The organism is Franconibacter pulveris, from assembly GCF_056780215.1.
The window spans coordinates 3,432,903-3,451,131 of sequence record NZ_CM165555.1; the positions used below are offsets into that span (position 1 = coordinate 3,432,903).

The 18,229-nt window shown below is 52.6% G+C and carries 17 protein-coding genes and 1 pseudogene; 10 read left to right on the forward strand and 8 right to left on the reverse strand.

Annotated elements, in window-relative coordinates; genetic code table 11:
• The first annotated feature begins 35 nt into the window (after positions 1–35).
• From mtnK to ACU4F7_RS16250, 5 genes are all read left to right on the forward strand, one after another.
• Positions 36–1,235, forward strand: a complete 1,200-nt coding sequence (gene mtnK, locus ACU4F7_RS16230) for an S-methyl-5-thioribose kinase (protein ID WP_481637350.1) — start codon at positions 36–38, stop codon at positions 1,233–1,235.
• Positions 1,236–1,832: 597 nt separating this feature from the next.
• Positions 1,833–2,369 carry a hypothetical protein gene (locus ACU4F7_RS16235; protein WP_481637351.1) on the forward strand — a complete coding sequence of 179 codons (537 nt, stop codon included), beginning with the start codon at positions 1,833–1,835 and terminating at the stop codon, positions 2,367–2,369.
• Between the two features lie 35 nt (positions 2,370–2,404).
• Positions 2,405–3,508: a hypothetical protein gene (locus tag ACU4F7_RS16240; protein ID WP_481637352.1), complete on the forward strand. Its 1,104-nt coding sequence runs from the start codon at positions 2,405–2,407 to the stop codon at positions 3,506–3,508.
• A complete protein-coding gene (locus ACU4F7_RS16245; RefSeq protein WP_481637353.1) occupies positions 3,499–3,843 on the forward strand; it encodes a hypothetical protein in 345 nt (114 codons plus the stop codon). Before ACU4F7_RS16240 ends, ACU4F7_RS16245 begins: the two co-directional genes overlap by 10 nt.
• Positions 3,830–3,997: a hypothetical protein gene (locus tag ACU4F7_RS16250; RefSeq protein WP_155553786.1), complete on the forward strand. Its 168-nt coding sequence runs from the start codon at positions 3,830–3,832 to the stop codon at positions 3,995–3,997. Before ACU4F7_RS16245 ends, ACU4F7_RS16250 begins: the two co-directional genes overlap by 14 nt.
• Before the next feature lie 257 nt (positions 3,998–4,254).
• On the opposite strand, the pseudogene ACU4F7_RS16255 reads toward ACU4F7_RS16250, so the two are convergent.
• The 3 genes and pseudogenes from ACU4F7_RS16255 to ACU4F7_RS16265 all read right to left on the reverse strand — a co-directional run.
• Positions 4,255–4,368: pseudogene (locus ACU4F7_RS16255) on the reverse strand (IS481 family transposase); the annotation flags it as partial.
• 186 nt (positions 4,369–4,554) lie between these two features.
• Positions 4,555–5,985, reverse strand: coding sequence for a hypothetical protein (locus ACU4F7_RS16260; RefSeq protein ID WP_481637354.1), 1,431 nt, complete (start codon positions 5,983–5,985; stop codon positions 4,555–4,557).
• A gap of 662 nt (positions 5,986–6,647) precedes the next feature.
• Complete coding sequence (locus ACU4F7_RS16265) at positions 6,648–8,270, reverse strand: hypothetical protein (RefSeq protein ID WP_481637355.1); 1,623 nt, start codon at positions 8,268–8,270, stop codon at positions 6,648–6,650.
• 347 nt (positions 8,271–8,617) lie between these two features.
• On the opposite strand from ACU4F7_RS16265, the gene ACU4F7_RS16270 reads away from it, so the two are divergent.
• On the forward strand, positions 8,618–9,067 hold the full coding sequence (locus ACU4F7_RS16270) for a hypothetical protein (protein WP_481637356.1): 450 nt from the start codon (positions 8,618–8,620) through the stop codon (positions 9,065–9,067).
• 526 nt (positions 9,068–9,593) lie between these two features.
• Here the strand turns inward: ACU4F7_RS16270 and ACU4F7_RS16275 are convergent.
• The 4 genes from ACU4F7_RS16275 to ACU4F7_RS16290 are packed head-to-tail and all read right to left on the reverse strand — an operon-like array spanning position 9,594 to position 14,424.
• Positions 9,594–10,838, reverse strand: coding sequence for an LVIVD repeat-containing protein (locus ACU4F7_RS16275; protein WP_481637357.1), 1,245 nt, complete (start codon positions 10,836–10,838; stop codon positions 9,594–9,596).
• Positions 10,838–11,902 (reverse strand): sugar ABC transporter substrate-binding protein, encoded by a 1,065-nt coding sequence (locus tag ACU4F7_RS16280; RefSeq protein ID WP_029593550.1) that lies wholly within the window; start codon positions 11,900–11,902, stop codon positions 10,838–10,840. Before ACU4F7_RS16280 ends, ACU4F7_RS16275 begins: the two co-directional genes overlap by 1 nt.
• A 24-nt stretch (positions 11,903–11,926) precedes the next feature.
• Positions 11,927–12,922: an ABC transporter permease gene (locus ACU4F7_RS16285; protein ID WP_481637358.1), complete on the reverse strand. Its 996-nt coding sequence runs from the start codon at positions 12,920–12,922 to the stop codon at positions 11,927–11,929.
• The gene (locus ACU4F7_RS16290) at positions 12,919–14,424 is read right to left on the reverse strand and encodes a sugar ABC transporter ATP-binding protein (protein WP_481637359.1); all 1,506 of its coding nucleotides are present in this window, start codon (positions 14,422–14,424) and stop codon (positions 12,919–12,921) included. The genes ACU4F7_RS16285 and ACU4F7_RS16290 overlap by 4 nt, the downstream gene beginning before the upstream one ends.
• 261 nt (positions 14,425–14,685) lie before the next feature.
• Here ACU4F7_RS16290 and ACU4F7_RS16295 point away from each other — a divergent pair, with 261 nt between their 5' ends.
• The 4 genes from ACU4F7_RS16295 (at position 14,686) to ACU4F7_RS16310 (ending at position 17,977) form a co-directional block, all read left to right on the forward strand.
• Entirely contained in the window at positions 14,686–15,777 is a 1,092-nt protein-coding gene (locus ACU4F7_RS16295) for an oxidoreductase (RefSeq protein WP_029593553.1), read from the forward strand.
• A 120-nt stretch (positions 15,778–15,897) separates the two neighbouring features.
• Complete coding sequence (locus ACU4F7_RS16300) at positions 15,898–17,142, forward strand: MFS transporter (RefSeq protein WP_029593554.1); 1,245 nt, start codon at positions 15,898–15,900, stop codon at positions 17,140–17,142.
• A gap of 181 nt (positions 17,143–17,323) precedes the next feature.
• Positions 17,324–17,584 (forward strand): type II toxin-antitoxin system RelE family toxin, encoded by a 261-nt coding sequence (locus ACU4F7_RS16305; protein ID WP_024558669.1) that lies wholly within the window; start codon positions 17,324–17,326, stop codon positions 17,582–17,584.
• 12 nt (positions 17,585–17,596) lie between these two features.
• Positions 17,597–17,977 (forward strand): helix-turn-helix domain-containing protein, encoded by a 381-nt coding sequence (locus ACU4F7_RS16310; RefSeq protein WP_029593555.1) that lies wholly within the window; start codon positions 17,597–17,599, stop codon positions 17,975–17,977.
• 7 nt (positions 17,978–17,984) lie between these two features.
• Here the strand turns inward: ACU4F7_RS16310 and ACU4F7_RS16315 are convergent, their stop codons facing one another.
• On the reverse strand, positions 17,985–18,182 hold the full coding sequence (locus ACU4F7_RS16315; protein WP_024558671.1) for a YbdD/YjiX family protein: 198 nt from the start codon (positions 18,180–18,182) through the stop codon (positions 17,985–17,987).
• Positions 18,183–18,229 lie beyond the last annotated feature (47 nt).

Sequence of the window (18,229 nt, forward strand, 5' to 3'; positions counted from 1 at the left end):
CGGCTTTATAACCTGATTGCATGAGGATATTCGCAATGTCGCACTACCGAACCTTCACGGCCTATGACGCAGTGGCTTACGCGCAACAGTTTGGCGGACTGGCGGATCCAGCCAGCCTTGTGGAGGCGCAGGAAGTGGGCGACGGCAACCTCAATCTGGTGTTTAAAATTTTTGATACCCAGGGCGTTAGCCGCATTATCGTCAAGCAGGCGCTGCCTTATGTCCGCTGCGTAGGCGAATCCTGGCCGCTGACGCTCGACCGCGCGCGGCTAGAAGCGCAGACGCTGGTCGAACACTACAAACATTGCCCGCAGCATACGGTGAAAATTCACCATTACGACGCGGATCTGGCGGTGATGGTGATGGAAGATCTTTCAAGCCACCGCATCTGGCGCGGCGAGTTGATAAGCGGCGTCTATTACCCGCAGGCGGCGAGCCAGCTTGGTGAGTACCTGGCGCAGACGCTGTTTCATACCAGCGATTTTTATCTCCATCCCCACGAGAAAAAAGCCCAGGTGGCGCGCTTTATCAACCCCGAGATGTGCGAAATCACCGAAGATCTTTTCTTCAACGACCCGTATCAGATTCATGAGCGTAATAACTACCCGGCAGAACTGGAGCCGGAAGTCGCGGCGCTGCGTGACGATGCGCAGCTCAAAACCGCCGTCGCCGCGCTCAAGCACCGCTTCTTTTCTCACGCCGAAGCGCTGCTGCACGGCGATATCCATAGCGGATCGATTTTTGTCGCTGACGGCAGCCTGAAGGCGATTGACGCCGAGTTTGGCTATTTTGGCCCGGTCGGTTTTGACGTCGGCACTGCCATCGGCAACCTGCTGCTGAACTATTGCGGCCTGCCGGGACAGCTTGGCATTCGCGAGGCGGCAAGCGGCCGCGACCAGCGTCTTGCTGATATTGTCGAACTGTGGAACACCTTCGCCGAGCGCTTTCAGTGGCTTGCGCGTGAGAAGACCCGCGATGCGGCGCTGGCCTTCCCCGGCTACGCCAGCGAGTTTCTGAAGAAAGTCTGGGCAGACGCTATCGGCTTTGCCGGCACGGAGCTGATTCGCCGAAGCGTCGGGCTTTCCCACGTGGCGGATATCGACACCATTCAGGATAAAGAGATGAAGCTCTCCTGCCTGCGCCACGCCATTGAGCTTGGCAAAGCGCTGATTGTGCTGGCCCCGCGCATCGACAGCGCCGACGAGCTGGTCGCCCGGGTGCGGCAGTACGGTTAAGCGTTTTCTCCTTCCCCTCTCCCCAACGGGGAGAGGGGGAAAATCCTCCGCCCTTGCCAACCGCGCTTTCCGGTCCCCTCTCCCTTGTAGTTAACTAACTACCCGCTACGCTTCTGCCACCCCCTATCATTTATGGGGAAGCGGTAACCGTCTGTTCGACACAGCTAATGGCCCAGTTAAAATCGGAATCAAAGTTCTTTAATAAGGTCCAGTCGGGAGTGAGCGGTCTACAGGGCTTTCGATTAAGCGGAACGTAATGAAAAAGACTTTTAAGTCTTGTACTCAGCTGGGACAAAATGCCGCCTTTAGAGGCGGCATTGAATCACTCTAACCTGCATCCCATTGCGATCTGCTTCCTGAAAATCAATGCAGTACGGACCTGGCGATATTAGATCCTGCCACGAAGCGGGCAAGTGTGAAGGTCCACTCTGAGCGATAAGCGGAAGTTGCACGTGATCATCAATGGAAATGGAGCGGAGTAACCAGCTGAAAGGATAACAACCAAAGCAGAGGTTACTAACAACATTCGCCTCATGAGCCGGATATGTATCGCCTTTCATACCCTCTGAGCATATTAGTATCAACTATTTGCGAACCATGCCGATACTGACAGAATGGCTATCATTTGATGATAATGAAAGAAGAATACTTGAATTGAACAGAATGACAGGAATTGCTGTTTTATGTCTTGCGCTGATGGGATGCAGTTCTATGCCCTCAGAAAACAGAACGCAGTACCTGAGAACGGAAATGCAATCACCAGTTTCAGGGCCAACCATAGTAACTGTAACCGCGGACAGCCTTCTGAAAAAAGACAATACCCGTAATTTGCTACTGTACGCACTCCGCCCGTTGCCTGGAAAAGTATTCACCTCTGATCTGGACAGAAAATTTGCAGCAGCGACGATCTATATCGATTTGTACGTAGATAAAGGAAACAGTACGGCCGAGATCAGTGGTGAGATAAATTACTATGATCACGAGCAATATGTGAATGCCCGCCTGGTAGGAGGCATTGTCAGGACAATGCCACTTGCACCACAGGCCATCCCGCTGACACTCAATAAGCCTTTATCAATCAGTCTGCCACATGGGATCCACTATTCCGTCATGCTGACGGACAGCCAGCCTTGAACATAGCTCCGCTTAAAAAAGCGCATGAGGACGTAATGGCGAATATATGGCACAAAATTAAATCGGTTTTCATAGCAGAACCGGAAGATGCATACTGGGAGCAAAGAGCGACCAACCTGGACTATCTGGTGAAGCGGCGTACGGGTGAAATTGTAGTTGATCCGACCACCGCTCACTTGTCTCTGGATGACCGGGCCAAAATGGCAGTCGATACGGTAGACTTCGAGACGATGCTTGCTGACCTAGAGATATCGACGGATTATCGTGCACTCAATTCCAATGATATTGTTGTGGCAGTCTGCATTGGAATCATGGGGGTTGACGCTGCGCATATGACAAATCACTATGCCGATGCGCTGGAAGAAAAGTTTGTAAAGCTGCATGAGTATTTTAAGCCTGAGGGTACAGGTGCCAGTCCCTTAGACTACCGGGCAGGCGCTAACCATCGATCTATCTTTGGGCACGACTTTAATCTTAATCAGAAACTGCCAGACGGTTATACGTATGGAGGGCAAGATGTCGGTGGGCAAACTGTATATTCGCTGGTGCTAAAATACCTCGAAAGTAACTTTCCCGGGAGCAGTGGACTCGGCCTGCATCTTAAAGCAATCCTGCATATTCTGACCCATTATCTTTCCGATTTACCCACAACGAAAGGGTTACCTTTACCCTTTTCTTCTTTTTTTACAGAATGGAAAGAGGACCCCACCAAATCATCAGGCTATGCGGCTTCTAACCCTTTGATGGAGGCTCTGGGAGATGAGTACGGAACTATAAACGCAGCTGATGCATCCAGCTACGCTGTTATGAAGTTGCTTTTACTCTCTTATGGCGCTTTTGCCCATAGGGGACTGGATACTCCGGAAGATGAAAAAGAGCTACATAAGACGCAACTTGCGGTGATCGCTTATGGCACTGCGCTTGTTATACAGATGCTTCTGCTGGTAACAGGAACTCTTGGACGAACCGGAAAGCTGAACTACCTTATTGCCGGTCCGTTCCTTTGGAACAGTGCCCGCTCGGTGTTGATAGTCCATAAACAGCATCGTCAGGTCATGACTCATTACGAGAAATCTATTGCCGTACTTAATGACAGCGAATCAAATTTTGACGATTGGGTAAAAACTGTATGCGTTTAGTAAACCATGCCACTAATGCAAAAAACTTTTATCATTTTGAAGACTCCGATGATTGTTGCGAGCCTGCTGTAGTAACAGCAGCAGCTGAGCGTTTGCGGCAAAGCAAAGATCTTAATGCTGCTGATGCCGCCCAACTCGAAACGATTGTCTCGCTTGAACTGCTGAGGTATGAGTACGCTTCTGGCGAAATGCCAGTGGATGATTTAAAGTCGCAGATACAAAAACTGCGTAATACTTTAATCGATGTCCATGGCCGGGAACCTTTCGATAACGGCAATATAGACAAAGGTTTCTACAGATTTCTGAACGAGGAATATGGTCTTGTCACAAAGTAAAAACATCCTGGCCGCTGTTGGGTTATTAGTGACTGCTATTTCATCAGCTTTTGCAGGGAAAAAGGCTTCGGACCATCTTGAAAAACGTCGTAAAAAATCGCTTGAAAAGGAAGAGGGTGGGATTGATAAAAAACTGAAAAAGGACGGCAAATGATTATTTTATTTATTGTTATCGCATTAATTGCTTTTGTTATTATATTTGGCGCCAATGAGGTGCCCAGACGAAGAAGGCATCAGGCGATGCAGGAGGCAAAAAAGAAAAGGTTTCGTGATAGTGACCAGAGATGAATGACGAAGTATTACGATCAACCATATGTAGCATATTGATGATGCCCACTTCCCGTTATCTGATATGTATTAGCTCAGACCTGATCTGACAGTTACCGGTTATTTATACAGGTGTCTGTCAGATTACATCTGGCTTAAATTTTTATCAGCCCAGATGCGTTTTCCATCAAGTAATGTATCCATTGGCGTCCGCCCACAGCACATTTTTCCCGGATGGGTTCGTTCATTATTATAGTGAGTTTGACCTGCTCCCCGTAGATTAGTACATCATGATGTTAGCCGTGTCCGCTTTTGGCACAAAGCGTACACGGCGCAGTCCAAGCTCCGCCATGAGCGAATTGCAGACATTAACGTTTGGTTAAGGGACGGGCTGTAGCCCGTCCCAGTGAGCGAAGCTTAATTTAGTCCGTGTGCAGCGCTTTGTTAGCCAAAACTGATGTGATTTTTAGTTAGATCTCTATATCTCTTATCGTTTTGTACTTTATGGAGGATCGTTTGGTTGGCGATCAAAAAATCTATAATTTCTTGAATTCTTTCGCTACGAGCATTGGCTCTTAACAAAGTCAAAACACTTACCATATGTTGCTGGCAGTATTTGTTGTCTAAATTCACTCGCACTTCATTAGAGTGCATTGCTATAACTGTATTGATAATGTTTTGATCGCCAAGCATGCCAAAAAACTGATCATACAAAGGTCGTCCCGCCGGAGAAACACCAGTATTATATGGTATTCCTTTACCAACACGGCAAATCAAAACTGTTTTTATAAGCTTATGAACCCTCTCTAAAGGTATGTCATTTTCAGTCTTTAAATACGACAGAATCTTCCGCATATGAGGGGGTTCATTATAAAAGTTATCCCAAGCATACCTAGCCTCTAAGAGATCGTCGGCATGGCCGTCCAGTGATATAATTCTAGAGTCTAATGATTGATAACGATTACCATCACAAAACGTAAAAAACTCAATACCTAAAGCATGTTTCTCGTTGTGAAGATTGTTCTTGTATCCGTCTAGCGTCACGCCGAGCTTGTATTTTACATTCTCACTGCTTTTATTCCAAATATGCGGAGCAAAAAGAGCGACATTTTTTCTGACAACATTTCCTGTTGAATCAGCTGTATATATGCCGAAAATACTATTGAGTAGATTGTCAGTATTCTGAAGCGACAGATCATTCAAAGGTCTTTCCATGCTTTGAATTGTGGCTTCATCAAGAACATCAGTGGATCTTTTTAGATTCTCAAGGAATGATTTTATTTGTATGGCAGACGCGGACGGTTTGTCGTTCAAAATATCTTGAACGCATGTTTGGAGCCAGCCAAGAAGTTCAAAAGCATTTATGGAGTATGAATTTGGGTGCGAAGCACCAATGTCATTCCTCATAGTCAATATATGATTGAGCTTGGTGTAAACAACGTCAGATATTAATTCAAGTTTTCGGCAAGTATTAATAAGGGTGTTGTCTTTTAAACCAGAAAGATCTTCTTCGGTAGAATAAAGCTCTCTACGTCCTCCGCCGACTGCAGCATCAAAGAACATATCGAGGCCATAAACTACTACTTTTTCCCTTAAATTCAGTACAACTTCATTCCAAACATAATTTAACGATGCATCAAATAGTCCTATAGCCGCACCAGCAACGAACTTTGATAAATATCGAGCATCTCTTTTTACCTCAGCAGGTAAAGAATCTATGAATGTGGGGAGGTTTTTTTCAATAATTTGGCGCTCAGGGAGAGAGGCAATTATATTTTCGGTCGGCAAACCAAGATAGGATAAATATCCTTCAAATTTTGTTGTATCTGTGGAAAGCACCCCTGTTCCAGGTTTTGTAATCAATTCTGAACTCATACGGTTATTTCCTTATCTGGTTGAAGGCTAGAGAACAGCTAACGCTTTTAGCAGGGGCGCGACGTTAGGAGCGTCCCATACCTAGACTTGTTAAGGTATTTGTGAGCAAACGCCACCAGTATTTAGGTTTAGAGCCAATACATACTTCATGCGAGTACAACCTATCCCGAATCAAGCAGGAGTCATTCCTCCCACACTTAGGGTTTGGAAATTTCATGTTTCCTACCCATGGTGAATTCGATTCGTAATGTACGATCTTCATAAAGCCTTAACAATTTAATAGAAGGCTTTTTTGCCCGCAAGTGGAACATTTTTCTACCTTCTTTCCTGATCTTTACTCACATCAAACTAACGCTGATATACCTCTATTTCAACAGGTTTTTCTGAAATCAATAAATTTGCGTCCGGCAAACTTTATACAGCCAGTACGCTAGTTGCTCTTGATTTACTTAAGCTGGACACATGGGAATTTATCCAGCGGCTTGTGCTAGTAAAAGAAGAAATTATCAGGCATTTACCACAACGCCCAATGCCCGCTTTTGGCAGGTAGCAGACATGTACGCCAGGCAAGGTCCGCTATGAGCGAGAATCAGACGTTACTAAGACATTACGTACACCACCGTGCTTTAGTCGACTGGGAATAGGTATTCCTACCATAAGGTTCATTCTTCCTCATGATAATCGCTCTTGCTCCATAGTGGCTTGATAGCGTGATAGGCGCCACTGAATGGACATTTAGAATTTTTGTTCCGCTGGATTCGGAGCAAATCATCAATATCCTTTTCGATGATTTTTTTTACCTGTGAATGGTATCGCTGAAGTGAGACATCACTAATGGACTTTTCAAAGCGGAGGCTAGTGTCTTGATTCACAAGATCGTAAACACCGTCTTTTATTTTCATTCTGTTGCATTCAGGGATGCCCATTTTCAGGTCATAGCATTTCAACCCGGCCAGACGGACTTCGACACCGACGCGCTCAGTACGTGTTTTCTTGTGGCTAATCAGAAGCACTTTATTGTTTTCGTACCATTTTTCAAAGGATTGCACTATATCTCTGTTCTTTTGATGGTTGCCTTGAGAAGCGCTGTAAAAATGATAACTGTTCGAACTATAGACGTGACGTTCCCGGTCGGAGATTTGCGGAATGGTACCTTTCTGTCTGCGCATCTGGTCGGCTGGCTGATCATAAATACGCAGTAAGCAGTCTGCGAGAGAGTCTGAAGCATCATGCAACGTGTTGGTCTGGATGAGTTTCAGGAGGGTATCTCGCTTGATTGAAATCTGGCAATAATCGCTCTCCCACGCCACTGTCGGTTGCTGTTCTTCCCCTTCTGAAGGGGTGTTGATATCAGGCGTAACAGTGGTGAATTTCCAGACAAATGGCGTTGATTGCGAATATTTGAAATACATCTGAAGCTCAGTCAGCCACTGTATGATCTCCGAAGCATAAATGCCCACATACTGGTCGAACAGATATTCGGCGTACTGAGGTGCGCACTGTTCAGCAATCCTTTCAATGAACTCAACACGCCCTTCATCGTTAATTAACTTTATTATTCTATGGAATACGCCGTTCTCCCGCCTTTCTCCTATCAGAAAATTTGTGTGAACTTTTTCAAATTCGGACAGCCAGTCGGGAGTAACAATGCCGGCATCATGCAAAGCGGTAATTAAGTTGTAAATTGCATCAGCGAGTATCGGAAGTGAATCTATTTTGTGGAAATCGTTCAATCGGGAAAGCAGCTCCCGGCTGCATGAGTGCGCAATGGAAAGGTCCTGATGGCAGTAGCCTTTTCGTGCCTGAGGCGGGATTGGCGAACAATGTGTCGGGCCCTCGGCCAGGATGGCAAACATATCATCGTGAATAAACTGCTCCAGAAGTTTGCTTTGTTCCGCAAAGCGGAACCCCTGCTCTGTTGGTTGCCGGTTCATCTCTCTCCAGGTCTTCAGACTGACCTTGCCATCATCAAAACCGGCATAGAGTTGATGCATGAAAATGAGTGCATCCATGAGGCTGTCCTGCTTTTGTTCCTTAAAATTACGCTCATATGTGTTCTGAGAGTAGATTTTGTTGATTTTATTGCTCTGGGCTCGCAGTTTCGTCAGTACCTTGTGCTGCTCATCAAACCACTTGCTGAATTCAGTATCTTCATTCAGTTGCCGGGCTTTAAGGATGAGGAGAAGTATCTGTTCGCTGATTGCATCATAAATGTTCGGGAAAGGGTTGGCGGCACCAGAAAGAAACGTGCAGAACAGAGACTTGTAATGTTCAGAATGGTGCATCTGGACCTCTTTTTTGTGATATTTATCACAATATATGATTATGTTTATGCCGTTCAGCTTAAGAGAAAATTGATAAAGCTGGCGATTTCAACACCGCCGCCTATATTTCCATCTGAAAAATCATAGCAGAATGATTATAAAAATCACAAGTATTATCTATTTGATTTTAAATTGTAATTTTTATATTTTAAAAGACAGCAAATAAATCAAACTGAAAAATAAACAACATGGCATTTTAAAAATATATCAACTTAACATAATAATTAAATAACTTGATTTTTTTAACACCAAATACCATTGTGTCTTCAACGAGGTGTGTTGCCTCGCATTTCATGAGGGTGATAGACATGAGTGAAGTAACGACGCAGGATATTGATGATGCATTGGAGCGAGCCCAGACGTTGAAAGATATAGCTGAGGAGTTCGTCGATATCGCTGATGGCATCAATAATGCTGAGCGTATCAGATTGGAGGAATTGCGTGGTATCGACATTGATAGCTCACGCTGGGTTCCTCTGGATGACATCCCACTGGGTGAAGAAGTGCTTCGCGTGAAGGATGATACGCCTGGCCTAGAAAGCGCAATCCAGACGCTGGAAAACCTGGCTGAAGGTAAAATTCCTGCTGCTGATATCATCGAAAAATTCCAAGAGGCGATGGAAGACCTAGAAACTGTCGAAGGTACGCTTCAAGATGTAGGCGCAGAAGAAGTCATCAAAGCCTCTCAGGCACCTTATGAAAATGGCTTCGACGATGAGCAGGATGACGGGGAATACAGTGAAAAGCAGGACAATTAACGGGTATGGCTACCCATTCAACTTGAACCGCTCCATGTAGTTTGAATTCACGGGCCTGCTATTAAAGTCAGGCCCTAAATTTTTAAAAATTCATGATAATCCTGCGTATTAAGGAACGTCCGCCATTGGCACAAAGCTGACATTCTTTATTACTGCAGTGCGCAGCCTGCCCTTAAATGCTGCGCTAGCGGCATGGAGGCGCCAGATAATATTGCCTGTCACTCCGTGGCGGGAAAACGCCGTATGCCCGACGTAGCCGGTTGCAGCGCCAAATATTCTGCCTGGCCAATCCCCGCCCTGATTAGCCCAAACCTGCTTTCAACAATGCAGAATTCCCGGTAGTTTCTTTTAACCCCGCTGAGCAGGCTTTACGGCGCTTGCGACGTAAAGCGCCTGATTTCGACGGCAGCTTGTTGCTGACGCTTAGAGGCGTGTTCACAATCATTTTCAGCAACGGGCACGGGACTTAACCCGGTAGCGTCCAGGACAAGAGTGAGAGTAAAGACCATAACAAAAGCGCTAACGTCTACCCCAGATACTCAATCACCGACAGCCCGCCGTTGTAGTCGGTGCTGTAAATAATGCCCTGCGCGTCGACAAACACATCGCAGGACTGAATTACCTGCGGGCGGCCTGGCCGCGTATCCATCATTCTGGCGGGCGCGGCAGGCACCAGCGCGCCGGTTTCCACCGGACGATACGGATTCGAAATGTCGTAAGCCCGCACGCCCGCGTTGTGGTAAGTAGCGAAAATCAACGTCGAGCTGATAAAGCTGCCGGGACGGTTTTCATGCAAATTATGCGGACCGAAGTGCGCCCCTTTCGCCACGTAATCCGCTTCATCCGGCTGCGGGAAAGTCGAAATGCTCACCGGGTTCGACGGCTCGCGAATATCAAACAGCCAGATAAACTTCTCGCCGTCTTGCTGGTTGTCGAGCACCGCTTCATCCAGCACCACCAGCAGGTCGCGGTCCGGCAGCGGCAACGCGGTATGGGTGCCGCCGCCAAACGGCGGGCTCCAGTTGCGATGCGCGATAAGCTTCGGCTGGCTGCGGTCTTTCACATCCAGGAGAGTCAGACCGCCGTCGCGCCAGCTGCCGTAGGCGGTATCGCCCGCGATAATCGCGTGGTGCAGCGCATAGCGCTTGCCTTCAGGCCACGCGGGCTGCTCGCCTGCCGCCTCGTTCATGCCCGGCAGCCACCAGCGCCCCGCCACTTCAGGCTTACGCGGGTCGGCCAGATCGATGGTCAGGAAGATGTAGTCGGTAAAGCCGTCAATGAGCGCGGAAACATAGGCCCAGCGCCCGCCCACATACCAGATGCGGTGGATGCCGATGCCGCTCAGCGACAAAAAGCCAATCTCGCGTGGTTTATCGGGCGTGGAGATATCAAACACCCGCAGCCCGGCGCTCCAGCCTTGCTCTTGTACATCACGCACCGTGTCGCCTACCGAGCGGGTGTAATAAACCTTCTCGTCAGCGAAGCGGGCATCGGCAAAGAGGTCGCGGGCGTTGATAACCAGCAGCAGATCGTCATGCGCCTGGAGATGCACGTTCCATGTGCCCGGCGGCGCGGGAACAAAGCCTGCCGCCTTCGGGTTTTTCGGGTCGCGCACGTCCACAATGGAAAAGCCCTGCGACACCATATGGCCGATGTACGCAAAGCCCCGGTGGACCATCAACTGCACGCCGTCCGGGCGGCCGCCCTGGTCGGAGTGGCCAATCAGCCGCATATTGCGGCTGTATTCGGGCTGCGGTAAGTGGGCGGCCATTATTTGTTCTTCGCTTCAAGCGTGGCGAACCACGGCGCGATAAAATCTTCCGTCTGGCCCCAACCTGGGATGATTTTGCCAAGGCTCGCCACGTTCACCGCCCCGCCCTGAGTCGCCAGCAAGGCCTGCGGGATAGCCGCGGCTTTAAAGTCATAGGTCGCCGGCGTCGGCTCGCCTGCAATCTTGTTGGCGACAAGACGCACGTTGGTGGCGCCAATCAGCTTCGGGTCGACCGCCACGGTCACTTTCCACGGGCTGCCCGCTTCACGCATCAGCTGCAAATCCTGGTTGGAAACATCAATGCTGTAGAGCTTAATCTCGGTGCGTCCGTTCTCTTTCAGCGCTTTATACGCGCCCTGACTGAAGGCGTCCCAGGCGCCCCAGATGGCGTCGATTTGCCCTTTCGGGTATTTCGCCAGCACCGCGCCCACTTTGTTAGCAGTGTCGCCCTGCACGTCGGAGGAGACCGCGCCGATGGACTCCAGCTCTTTAATACCCGGGTTCTGCTTAAGGATCTCCTGATACGCCGCCTGGCGGCGCTCCATCGGCGGGAAGCCCGCGACCCACAGCTTGATGATATTCGCCTTGCCGTTGAAATCTTTCACCAGCTGGCCGACAGAGAGATTCGTCAGCGAAGCATCATCCTGCTGGGTGACGGTCACGCCCGGGATCTCGCCGTTCACGGCGGTATCGAACACGGAAACTTTAATGCCGGCATCGACAATGCGTTTCACAAGCTGAGTGGAGTAAGGGTCGCGACCCTGAGAGAGGATGATGCCGTCATACTTCTGGCTAATCGCCTGGTTGACGAAATCCTGGAATTTCGCGTCGTCGCCGTTGCTGAGGAAGGTGCTGACCTTAAAGCCCAGCTTTTTCCCTTCCTGAATCGCGCCCGCCACAAACTGGGTAGTGTTATCGTCCGAGCCGAGGTTGCGGATAACGGCGATACGAACAGGCCCGCTGTGGTTAGCGATGGCCTCCGGCACCGGCGCAGGCGTGGCGGCGAATCCCGGCAGCGCGGAAAAAAGACCCAGCGCCAGTAAAGAGAGCGTAAATTTTTTCATTATGATTAATTCCCTGTCCTGTGATTAACGGCGCTGGATATATGTGATGGCAAGCGCTCCAGCAAGCACCAGCCCCTTGATAATGTCCATTGCGTAGTACGGCACCGAGAGCATCACCAGCCCGTTGGAGAGCACGCCCAGAATCACCGCGCCCACTAACGTGCCAAGCGCGTTCGGCTTGCCGCTTCCGGCGAGCGAAAAGCCTATCCACGCCGCCGCGACGGCGTCCATCAAGTAGCCGCCGCCTGCATTCACCTGCGAAGAGCCGATGCGCGAAGCGAGTAAAATGCCGCCAAGCCCCGCCAGCAGCGACGCTATCATGTAGGCCGCCACTTTATAGCGGGTAGTGCGAATGCCGGAAAGGCGCGCCGCTTCCGGGTTGCCGCCGATGGCGTACATGCGCCGCCCGTGGGTGGTGAGCGAAAGGCCAAGCTGCGCCACTACGGTGACAACCAGCATGATGATGACGATGGTCGGCACCTGTCCCAGCAGCCCGAACGCTTCAGGGATAGCCCCCTCCGCCATCTCGCCGCTCGGCAGCACCATGTTTTCGGTAATCGACCCGCCGTAGCTGTAAGTCATCGCCACGCCCTGAATCACAAACAGGCTGGCGAGGGTGGCGAGCATATCGGGGATTTTCAGCACCACTATCAAAAAGACGTTGAACAGCCCCACCAGCGCGCAGAGCAGCAGCGTGATGACGATGGCTTCGGTGGCGCCGAAGCCATGCCAGACAAAGAGCGAAATCACCAGCGCGTTGGCAAGCGAGGCGGTAGAGCCCACGGAGAGATCAAACCCGCCGACGGTAAGCGATACCGACACGCCGATAGCTATCACCGTCACGATGGCGATAGAGCGCAGAATATTGATGATATTGAACGGGTCGAGGAAATTGTCGGAGGCGATGCCGAACAGCGCAATCAGCGCCACCACCGTAAGCAGCATTCCCCACTTATAGAAAAATTCAAATAGCTGATGACGCGCCGAGGGCGTCGTCTTAAGGGTTGCGGCTTTGCTCACGCAGGGGTTCCTCCGGTGGAGTAAAGTAGTAAGGTTTCTTCGCTGGCCTGTTTACCCTCCAGCTCCGCGACGATGCGCCCGTCCCAGAGCACGCAGATGCGGTCGCACAGGCCCACCAGTTCGGCGAATTCGCCGGAGGCGTAAATAATTCCTTTGCCTTCGCGGGCCAACTGGTCGATAAGAGTGAAAAGGTCGGTTTTCGCTTTCACGTCCACCCCTTTGGTCGGCTCGTCAAAAATCAGCACTTCCGCCTGGCCGCGCAGCCATTTGCCGATGGCCACCTTCTGCTGGTTGCCGCCGGAAAGACGACGCAGCGGCTGCGCCGGGCCGGTGGTGCGCACGCCAAGCTTAGCGATGCTTTCAAGCGCCCAGCGCCACGCCTCGCGATGGCGAAAGAGGCTTGCGCGGGCGAAGGTGTTATCAGCGCTCACCGCCAGGTTCATGACGACCGGCTCGTCGATAAAAATGCCCTCTTTGCGCCGCTCTTCAGGGATCAAAGCCAGCCCCTGCTCCACCGAATGCGCCGGGTCGCGCGGCCGCCAGGGCTTGCCGTTCAGCTCGCCTGCGCGCAGCGTGCTTTTTGTCGCGCCGAACAGCGCCTTGCAGAGTTCCGTTTTGCCCGCCCCCGCCAGTCCGGCGATGCCAAGAATTTCGCCGCGCTTAAGGCGCAGGGAAATATCGTACAGCAGGCTTTCATCATGCAGCCCGTCGATGCGCAACAGCGTCTCGTCGCTAAGTGTTGGACGCTTTGGCGGGTAGATATCCGCCAGTTCATGGCCGAGCATCTTTTCGACGATCTGTTCGCCGCTGAGCGCCGCCATCGGGCCGCTTTCAATCAGCCTGCCGTCGCGCAGCACCGTCAGGGTGTCGCAGATAGCGTTTAATTCATGTATGCGGTGCGAGATAAACACCACGCCGATGCCCTGCCCCTGCAGCCGCTTCACGACTGAGAAAAGCCGCTCGCTTTCATGCTGGTCCAGCGGCGCGGTAGGTTCGTCGAGAATTAAAAAACGGCAGCGGTGGGACAGCGCGCGCGCCAGTAAAATTTGCTGTTTTTCGGCAAGGGTGCAGCGCTCAATGCGCCGGTTAACGTCGAGTTCGACATCCAGCTGCGCCAGCGCCTGCTGCGCGCTGGTGCGAATGGCGCGCCAGCGATAGTAGTGGCCGGGCTGCGCCAGATGGTCGAGCATAATGTTCTCTGCAATGCTCAGCCCCGGCACCAGCGCGACGTCCACTTCCTGCTGCACCAGATGAATGCCATGCGCTTTGGCCTCGCGCGGCGAGCGGATAACCACCGGTTCGCCGTCAATAAGGATCTCGCCCTGATAATCGGGATAGGTGCCGCACAGCACCGCCATCAGCGTCGATTTCCCCGCACCGTTGGCGCCCGTCAGCGCGTGGACGGAGCCGCCGCGCAGCGTGAAATCGACTTTTGTGAGCGCCTGAAACCCGGCAAAGGCAATCGAGATAGCGCGCATTTCAAGGCGCTGCGAAACAGGCATGGCGGGGCTCTCCGGGTGGTAATAACGCGATGATTTGCCACTTTTTCACGCAGACCTGTCTGCTGGCAATGAACGAATCGGCATAAGATAAAGCGAAAAAGTATTAGCCGTCCAGATGTCCAGAAGTAACATCGAAATAATTCATGATCGGCGCGCTTCGCCCTGCATCATGAAAATAATGCAACATGCCGCCGCGATTAAATCAGACGTCTGGAAGTCTGTTTGTGGTAGGGTGAGAGAAAACATAACAAGGACACCATCATGAGCAGCAACACCGATATTCGCGTCGTTCCCGGCCCGGCTAACTACTATTCTCACGCGGGCGCGCTGGCGCGCCTTGCGGACTTCTACACGGCCGAACAACTTTCCCGCGCTTTCTGGGTTTATGGCGAACGCGCTATTGCCGCCGCCCGGCCTTTTCTGCCGGACGCGTTTAACGCGCCGGGCGCGAAAAAATGTCTCTTTCAGGGCCACTGCAGCGAAAGCGATGTGGCGAAGCTTGCGCAGGAAGCGGGAGAGGACCGCGCGGTCGTTATTGGCGTGGGCGGCGGCGCGCTGCTCGATACCGCCAAAGCGCTGGCCCGCCGCCTGGGGTTGCCGGTCGTCGCCATACCGACCATCGCCGCCACCTGCGCCGCCTGGACGCCGCTCTCGGTCTGGTATAACGACGCAGGCCAGGCGCTGCATTTTGAGATATTCAACGATGCCAACCACCTGGTGCTGGTGGAGCCGGAGATTATCCTGCGCGCGCCGGTGGAGTATTTGCTGGCGGGCATCGGCGATACGCTCGCCAAATGGTATGAAGCGGTGGTGCTGGCGCCAGAGCCTGAAACCCTGCCGCTGACCGTGCGCCTGGGCATTAACGGCGCGCTGGCCATTCGCGACGTACTGCTTGAGCAAAGCGAAGCGGCGCTGGCGGACCAGCAGCGCGGCGAACTGACCCAGGATTTCCGCGACGTGGTCGATGCGATTATCGCTGGCGGCGGCATGGTGGGCGGCCTTGGCGAACGCTACACCCGCGTGGCGGCGGCGCATGCGGTGCATAACGGCCTCACCGTGCTGCCGCAGACCGAGAAATTCCTCCACGGCACCAAGGTGGCTTACGGCATTCTGGTGCAGAGCGCCCTGCTCGGTCAGGATGAGGTGCTTGCGCAGCTGATTAACGCTTATCAGCGCTTTAACCTGCCGACCACGCTTGGCGAACTGGAAGTGGATATCCGCAACGCCGCAGATCTGGAGCGCGTGATTGCCCATACGCTGCGCCCGGTCGAGTCGATTCACTACCTGCCGGTGGCGCTGACGCCTGCCGCCCTGCGCGCGGCGTTTGAAAAAGTGGAAAGCTTCGCACGCTAAGGAAAAGCACGCGCCGCCATGCCACTTTTCGCAAAATCCCTGTAGGCTTAAAACCTTGTTGATGCGGCGATAAACCACTAACTCGCGCCGCCTCTTTTTTTTGCGTTAATGGGATGGTTTATGGCTTCTGTACACTCTGACGGCGGGGCGTCGCTGCTGGCGCATCGCTCGTTTGTCGCCTTCTGGCTGGCGCGCACCTGCTCCGGCTTTGGTTTCCAGATGTTGTCTATTGTGGTGGGCTGGCAGATTTACGCGCTCACCCACAGCGCGTTTTATCTCGGTCTGATAGGTCTGGTGCAGTTTCTTCCCTCTGTTACGCTTGCGCTCTGGGCAGGCCACGTCGCCGACCAGCGCGACCGCCGCCGCGTGGTGCTGCTGGGGCAACTGGTGGAATGGCTGGCCATCGGCGCCCTTACCGCCGTAACGGTGATGCATCTGGCGGATGTAAATATCATTCTCGGGCTGATTTTTGTAATTTCGGTGGCGAAAGTGATGGAGGCGCCGTCATTGCAGTCGATGCTGCCCGCCCTGGTGCCGCCCGCCCTGCTGGCCCGCGCCACGGCGGCGAGCGCGGTTTCAAGTCAGGCGGCGATGATCATGGGCCCGGCGCTGGGCGGCCTGCTGTACGCTTTCGGCGCGGATGTGGTCTATGGGCTGACCGCCGTGCTGTACCTTATTTCCATTGCGATGGTCAGCCGCCTGCGCTACGAACAGGCGCCGCCGAAGCGCCAGCCCGCAAGCCTCGCCACCCTCTTCGCCGGGGTGAAGTTTATTCGCGAGCGGCCGGACGTGCTGGGGGTTATCTCCCTCGACCTTTTTGCCGTGCTGCTGGGCGGCGCCACGGCGCTGCTGCCCATTTATGCGCACGATATTCTGCATACCGGCCCGTGGGGTTTGGGCCTGCTGCGCGCGGCCCCCGCCGTCGGCGCGCTGCTGGTGGGCTTCTGGTTGAGCCGCCATTCGCTGGAAAAGAACGTCGGCATGATTATGTTCCTCTGCGTCGCTGGTTTTGGCGTGGCGACGCTGGTGTTCGCGCTCTCAAGCAACCTGTGGCTTTCGCTTATCGCGCTCTTCGCCACGGGCGGTTTCGATATGGTGAGCATGGTTATTCGCGGCGCGCTGGTGCAGCTTGATACCCCCAACGAGATGCTGGGCCGCGTGAATGCCGTTAACTCGATTTTTATCAACACCTCTAACCAGCTCGGCGAATTTGAGTCCGGCATGCTGGCGGCGCTGCTCGGCGCCGTACCCGCCGCGGCGATCGGCGGTATCGGCACGCTGGTGGTGGTGGGGCTCTGGATGCGTCTCTTCCCGTCGCTGCGCAAGCGTCAGCGGCTGGAAGAGCCGAAACCCGAAGCCGCCTGATACCTGACGCCTTCCGCCCGGAAGGCGTTTTTGCGAGACGGCACGAGCAACCTTTCGCTGCCGCTTTCCTCCCGCCCGCTCCCCGTTTAGCGTACTTCATATAAGCAAATTACTTTCAGATAAAAGCTTATATTCTTATATTTTACTTATAACACGGAAACAGATAGAGTGAGGGAACGCAATGGAGATCAGATGGACAAAGCGGGCGTACAAACAACTCAATGCCGTACCGGAAAGCGACAGACTCACGCTCTATAAGAAGGTCTCCGCGCTCGCCGCTGAAGACACCAGGCTGGACATTGTAAAACTGGCGGGGCTGAAACCCCGTTACCGGCTGCGGGTGGGGAGTTATCGGGTTATCTACGAGCGCGTGGCAGGCGTACCGGTTATCTGCCTCATTCTGGAAGTGAAACGCAGAACCACGACGACTTATCTAAATTAACGGGGGATCGCTATGCTCAACGCACAAATTATTCATGATAAACAGGGCAAACCCGAATATGCGGTCATCCCTTATGAGCTCTATCTGTCTTTGCTGGCGCAACTGGAAGATGACGAGGCGCTGGCGTCATTGCCATATGAGCCGGATAGCGATGATGACGCCACGCTGCCGCATGAGGTGGTTGGCATTACAGTCGAGCAGAACGTGAGTTTACAGGCCGCCTGGCGTATCTGGCGCGGGCTGTCGCAGCAGGAGGTGGCTGAAAAACTCGGCATCAGCCAGTCTGCCGTTTCGCAGCTGGAATCCCCTGATTCTCGCCCGCAAAAACGTACCCGCGAAAAACTGGCGGCGCTCTATGGCTGCCAGCCGGAGCAGCTGGTGCAGTACCGCTGACGGACGCTTAGCAGCACTTCGCCCCGCCTTTGCCGCCGTAACGGGCATCCTGACGTTCCCGAAAGAACGCTTCGTACGTCATGGGCGTCTGGTCCGGGTGGTTGACGCGCATGTGCTCTACGTAGTTATCGTAGTCCGGCACGCCGATCATCATTTTCGCCGCCTGGCCGAGGTATTTCCCGGCTTTGGCAAGGGTATCAAACATCGTTTTATCCTCGTTATCCCCTCCCCCTCAGCCACAATGCTGAGGAA

Bases quoted from the DNA above. Each gene is read 5' to 3' on its own strand.
- ACU4F7_RS16290 (WP_481637359.1), bottom strand. From the start codon at position 14,424: ATGCCTGTTTCGCAGCGCCTTGAAATGCGCGCTATCTCGATTGCCTTT.
- ACU4F7_RS16315 (WP_024558671.1), bottom strand. From the start codon at position 18,182: ATGTTTGATACCCTTGCCAAAGCCGGGAAATACCTCGGCCAGGCGGCG.
- ACU4F7_RS16280 (WP_029593550.1), bottom strand. From the start codon at position 11,902: ATGAAAAAATTTACGCTCTCTTTACTGGCGCTGGGTCTTTTTTCCGCG.
- ACU4F7_RS16240 (WP_481637352.1), top strand. From the start codon at position 2,405: ATGGCGAATATATGGCACAAAATTAAATCGGTTTTCATAGCAGAACCG.
- ACU4F7_RS16270 (WP_481637356.1), top strand. From the start codon at position 8,618: ATGAGTGAAGTAACGACGCAGGATATTGATGATGCATTGGAGCGAGCC.
- mtnK (WP_481637350.1), top strand. From the start codon at position 36: ATGTCGCACTACCGAACCTTCACGGCCTATGACGCAGTGGCTTACGCG.
- ACU4F7_RS16235 (WP_481637351.1), top strand. From the start codon at position 1,833: ATGCCGATACTGACAGAATGGCTATCATTTGATGATAATGAAAGAAGA.
- ACU4F7_RS16310 (WP_029593555.1), top strand. From the start codon at position 17,597: ATGCTCAACGCACAAATTATTCATGATAAACAGGGCAAACCCGAATAT.
- ACU4F7_RS16275 (WP_481637357.1), bottom strand. From the start codon at position 10,838: ATGGCCGCCCACTTACCGCAGCCCGAATACAGCCGCAATATGCGGCTG.
- ACU4F7_RS16300 (WP_029593554.1), top strand. From the start codon at position 15,898: ATGGCTTCTGTACACTCTGACGGCGGGGCGTCGCTGCTGGCGCATCGC.
- ACU4F7_RS16245 (WP_481637353.1), top strand. From the start codon at position 3,499: ATGCGTTTAGTAAACCATGCCACTAATGCAAAAAACTTTTATCATTTT.
- ACU4F7_RS16305 (WP_024558669.1), top strand. From the start codon at position 17,324: ATGGAGATCAGATGGACAAAGCGGGCGTACAAACAACTCAATGCCGTA.
- ACU4F7_RS16265 (WP_481637355.1), bottom strand. From the start codon at position 8,270: ATGCACCATTCTGAACATTACAAGTCTCTGTTCTGCACGTTTCTTTCT.
- ACU4F7_RS16295 (WP_029593553.1), top strand. From the start codon at position 14,686: ATGAGCAGCAACACCGATATTCGCGTCGTTCCCGGCCCGGCTAACTAC.
- ACU4F7_RS16260 (WP_481637354.1), bottom strand. From the start codon at position 5,985: ATGAGTTCAGAATTGATTACAAAACCTGGAACAGGGGTGCTTTCCACA.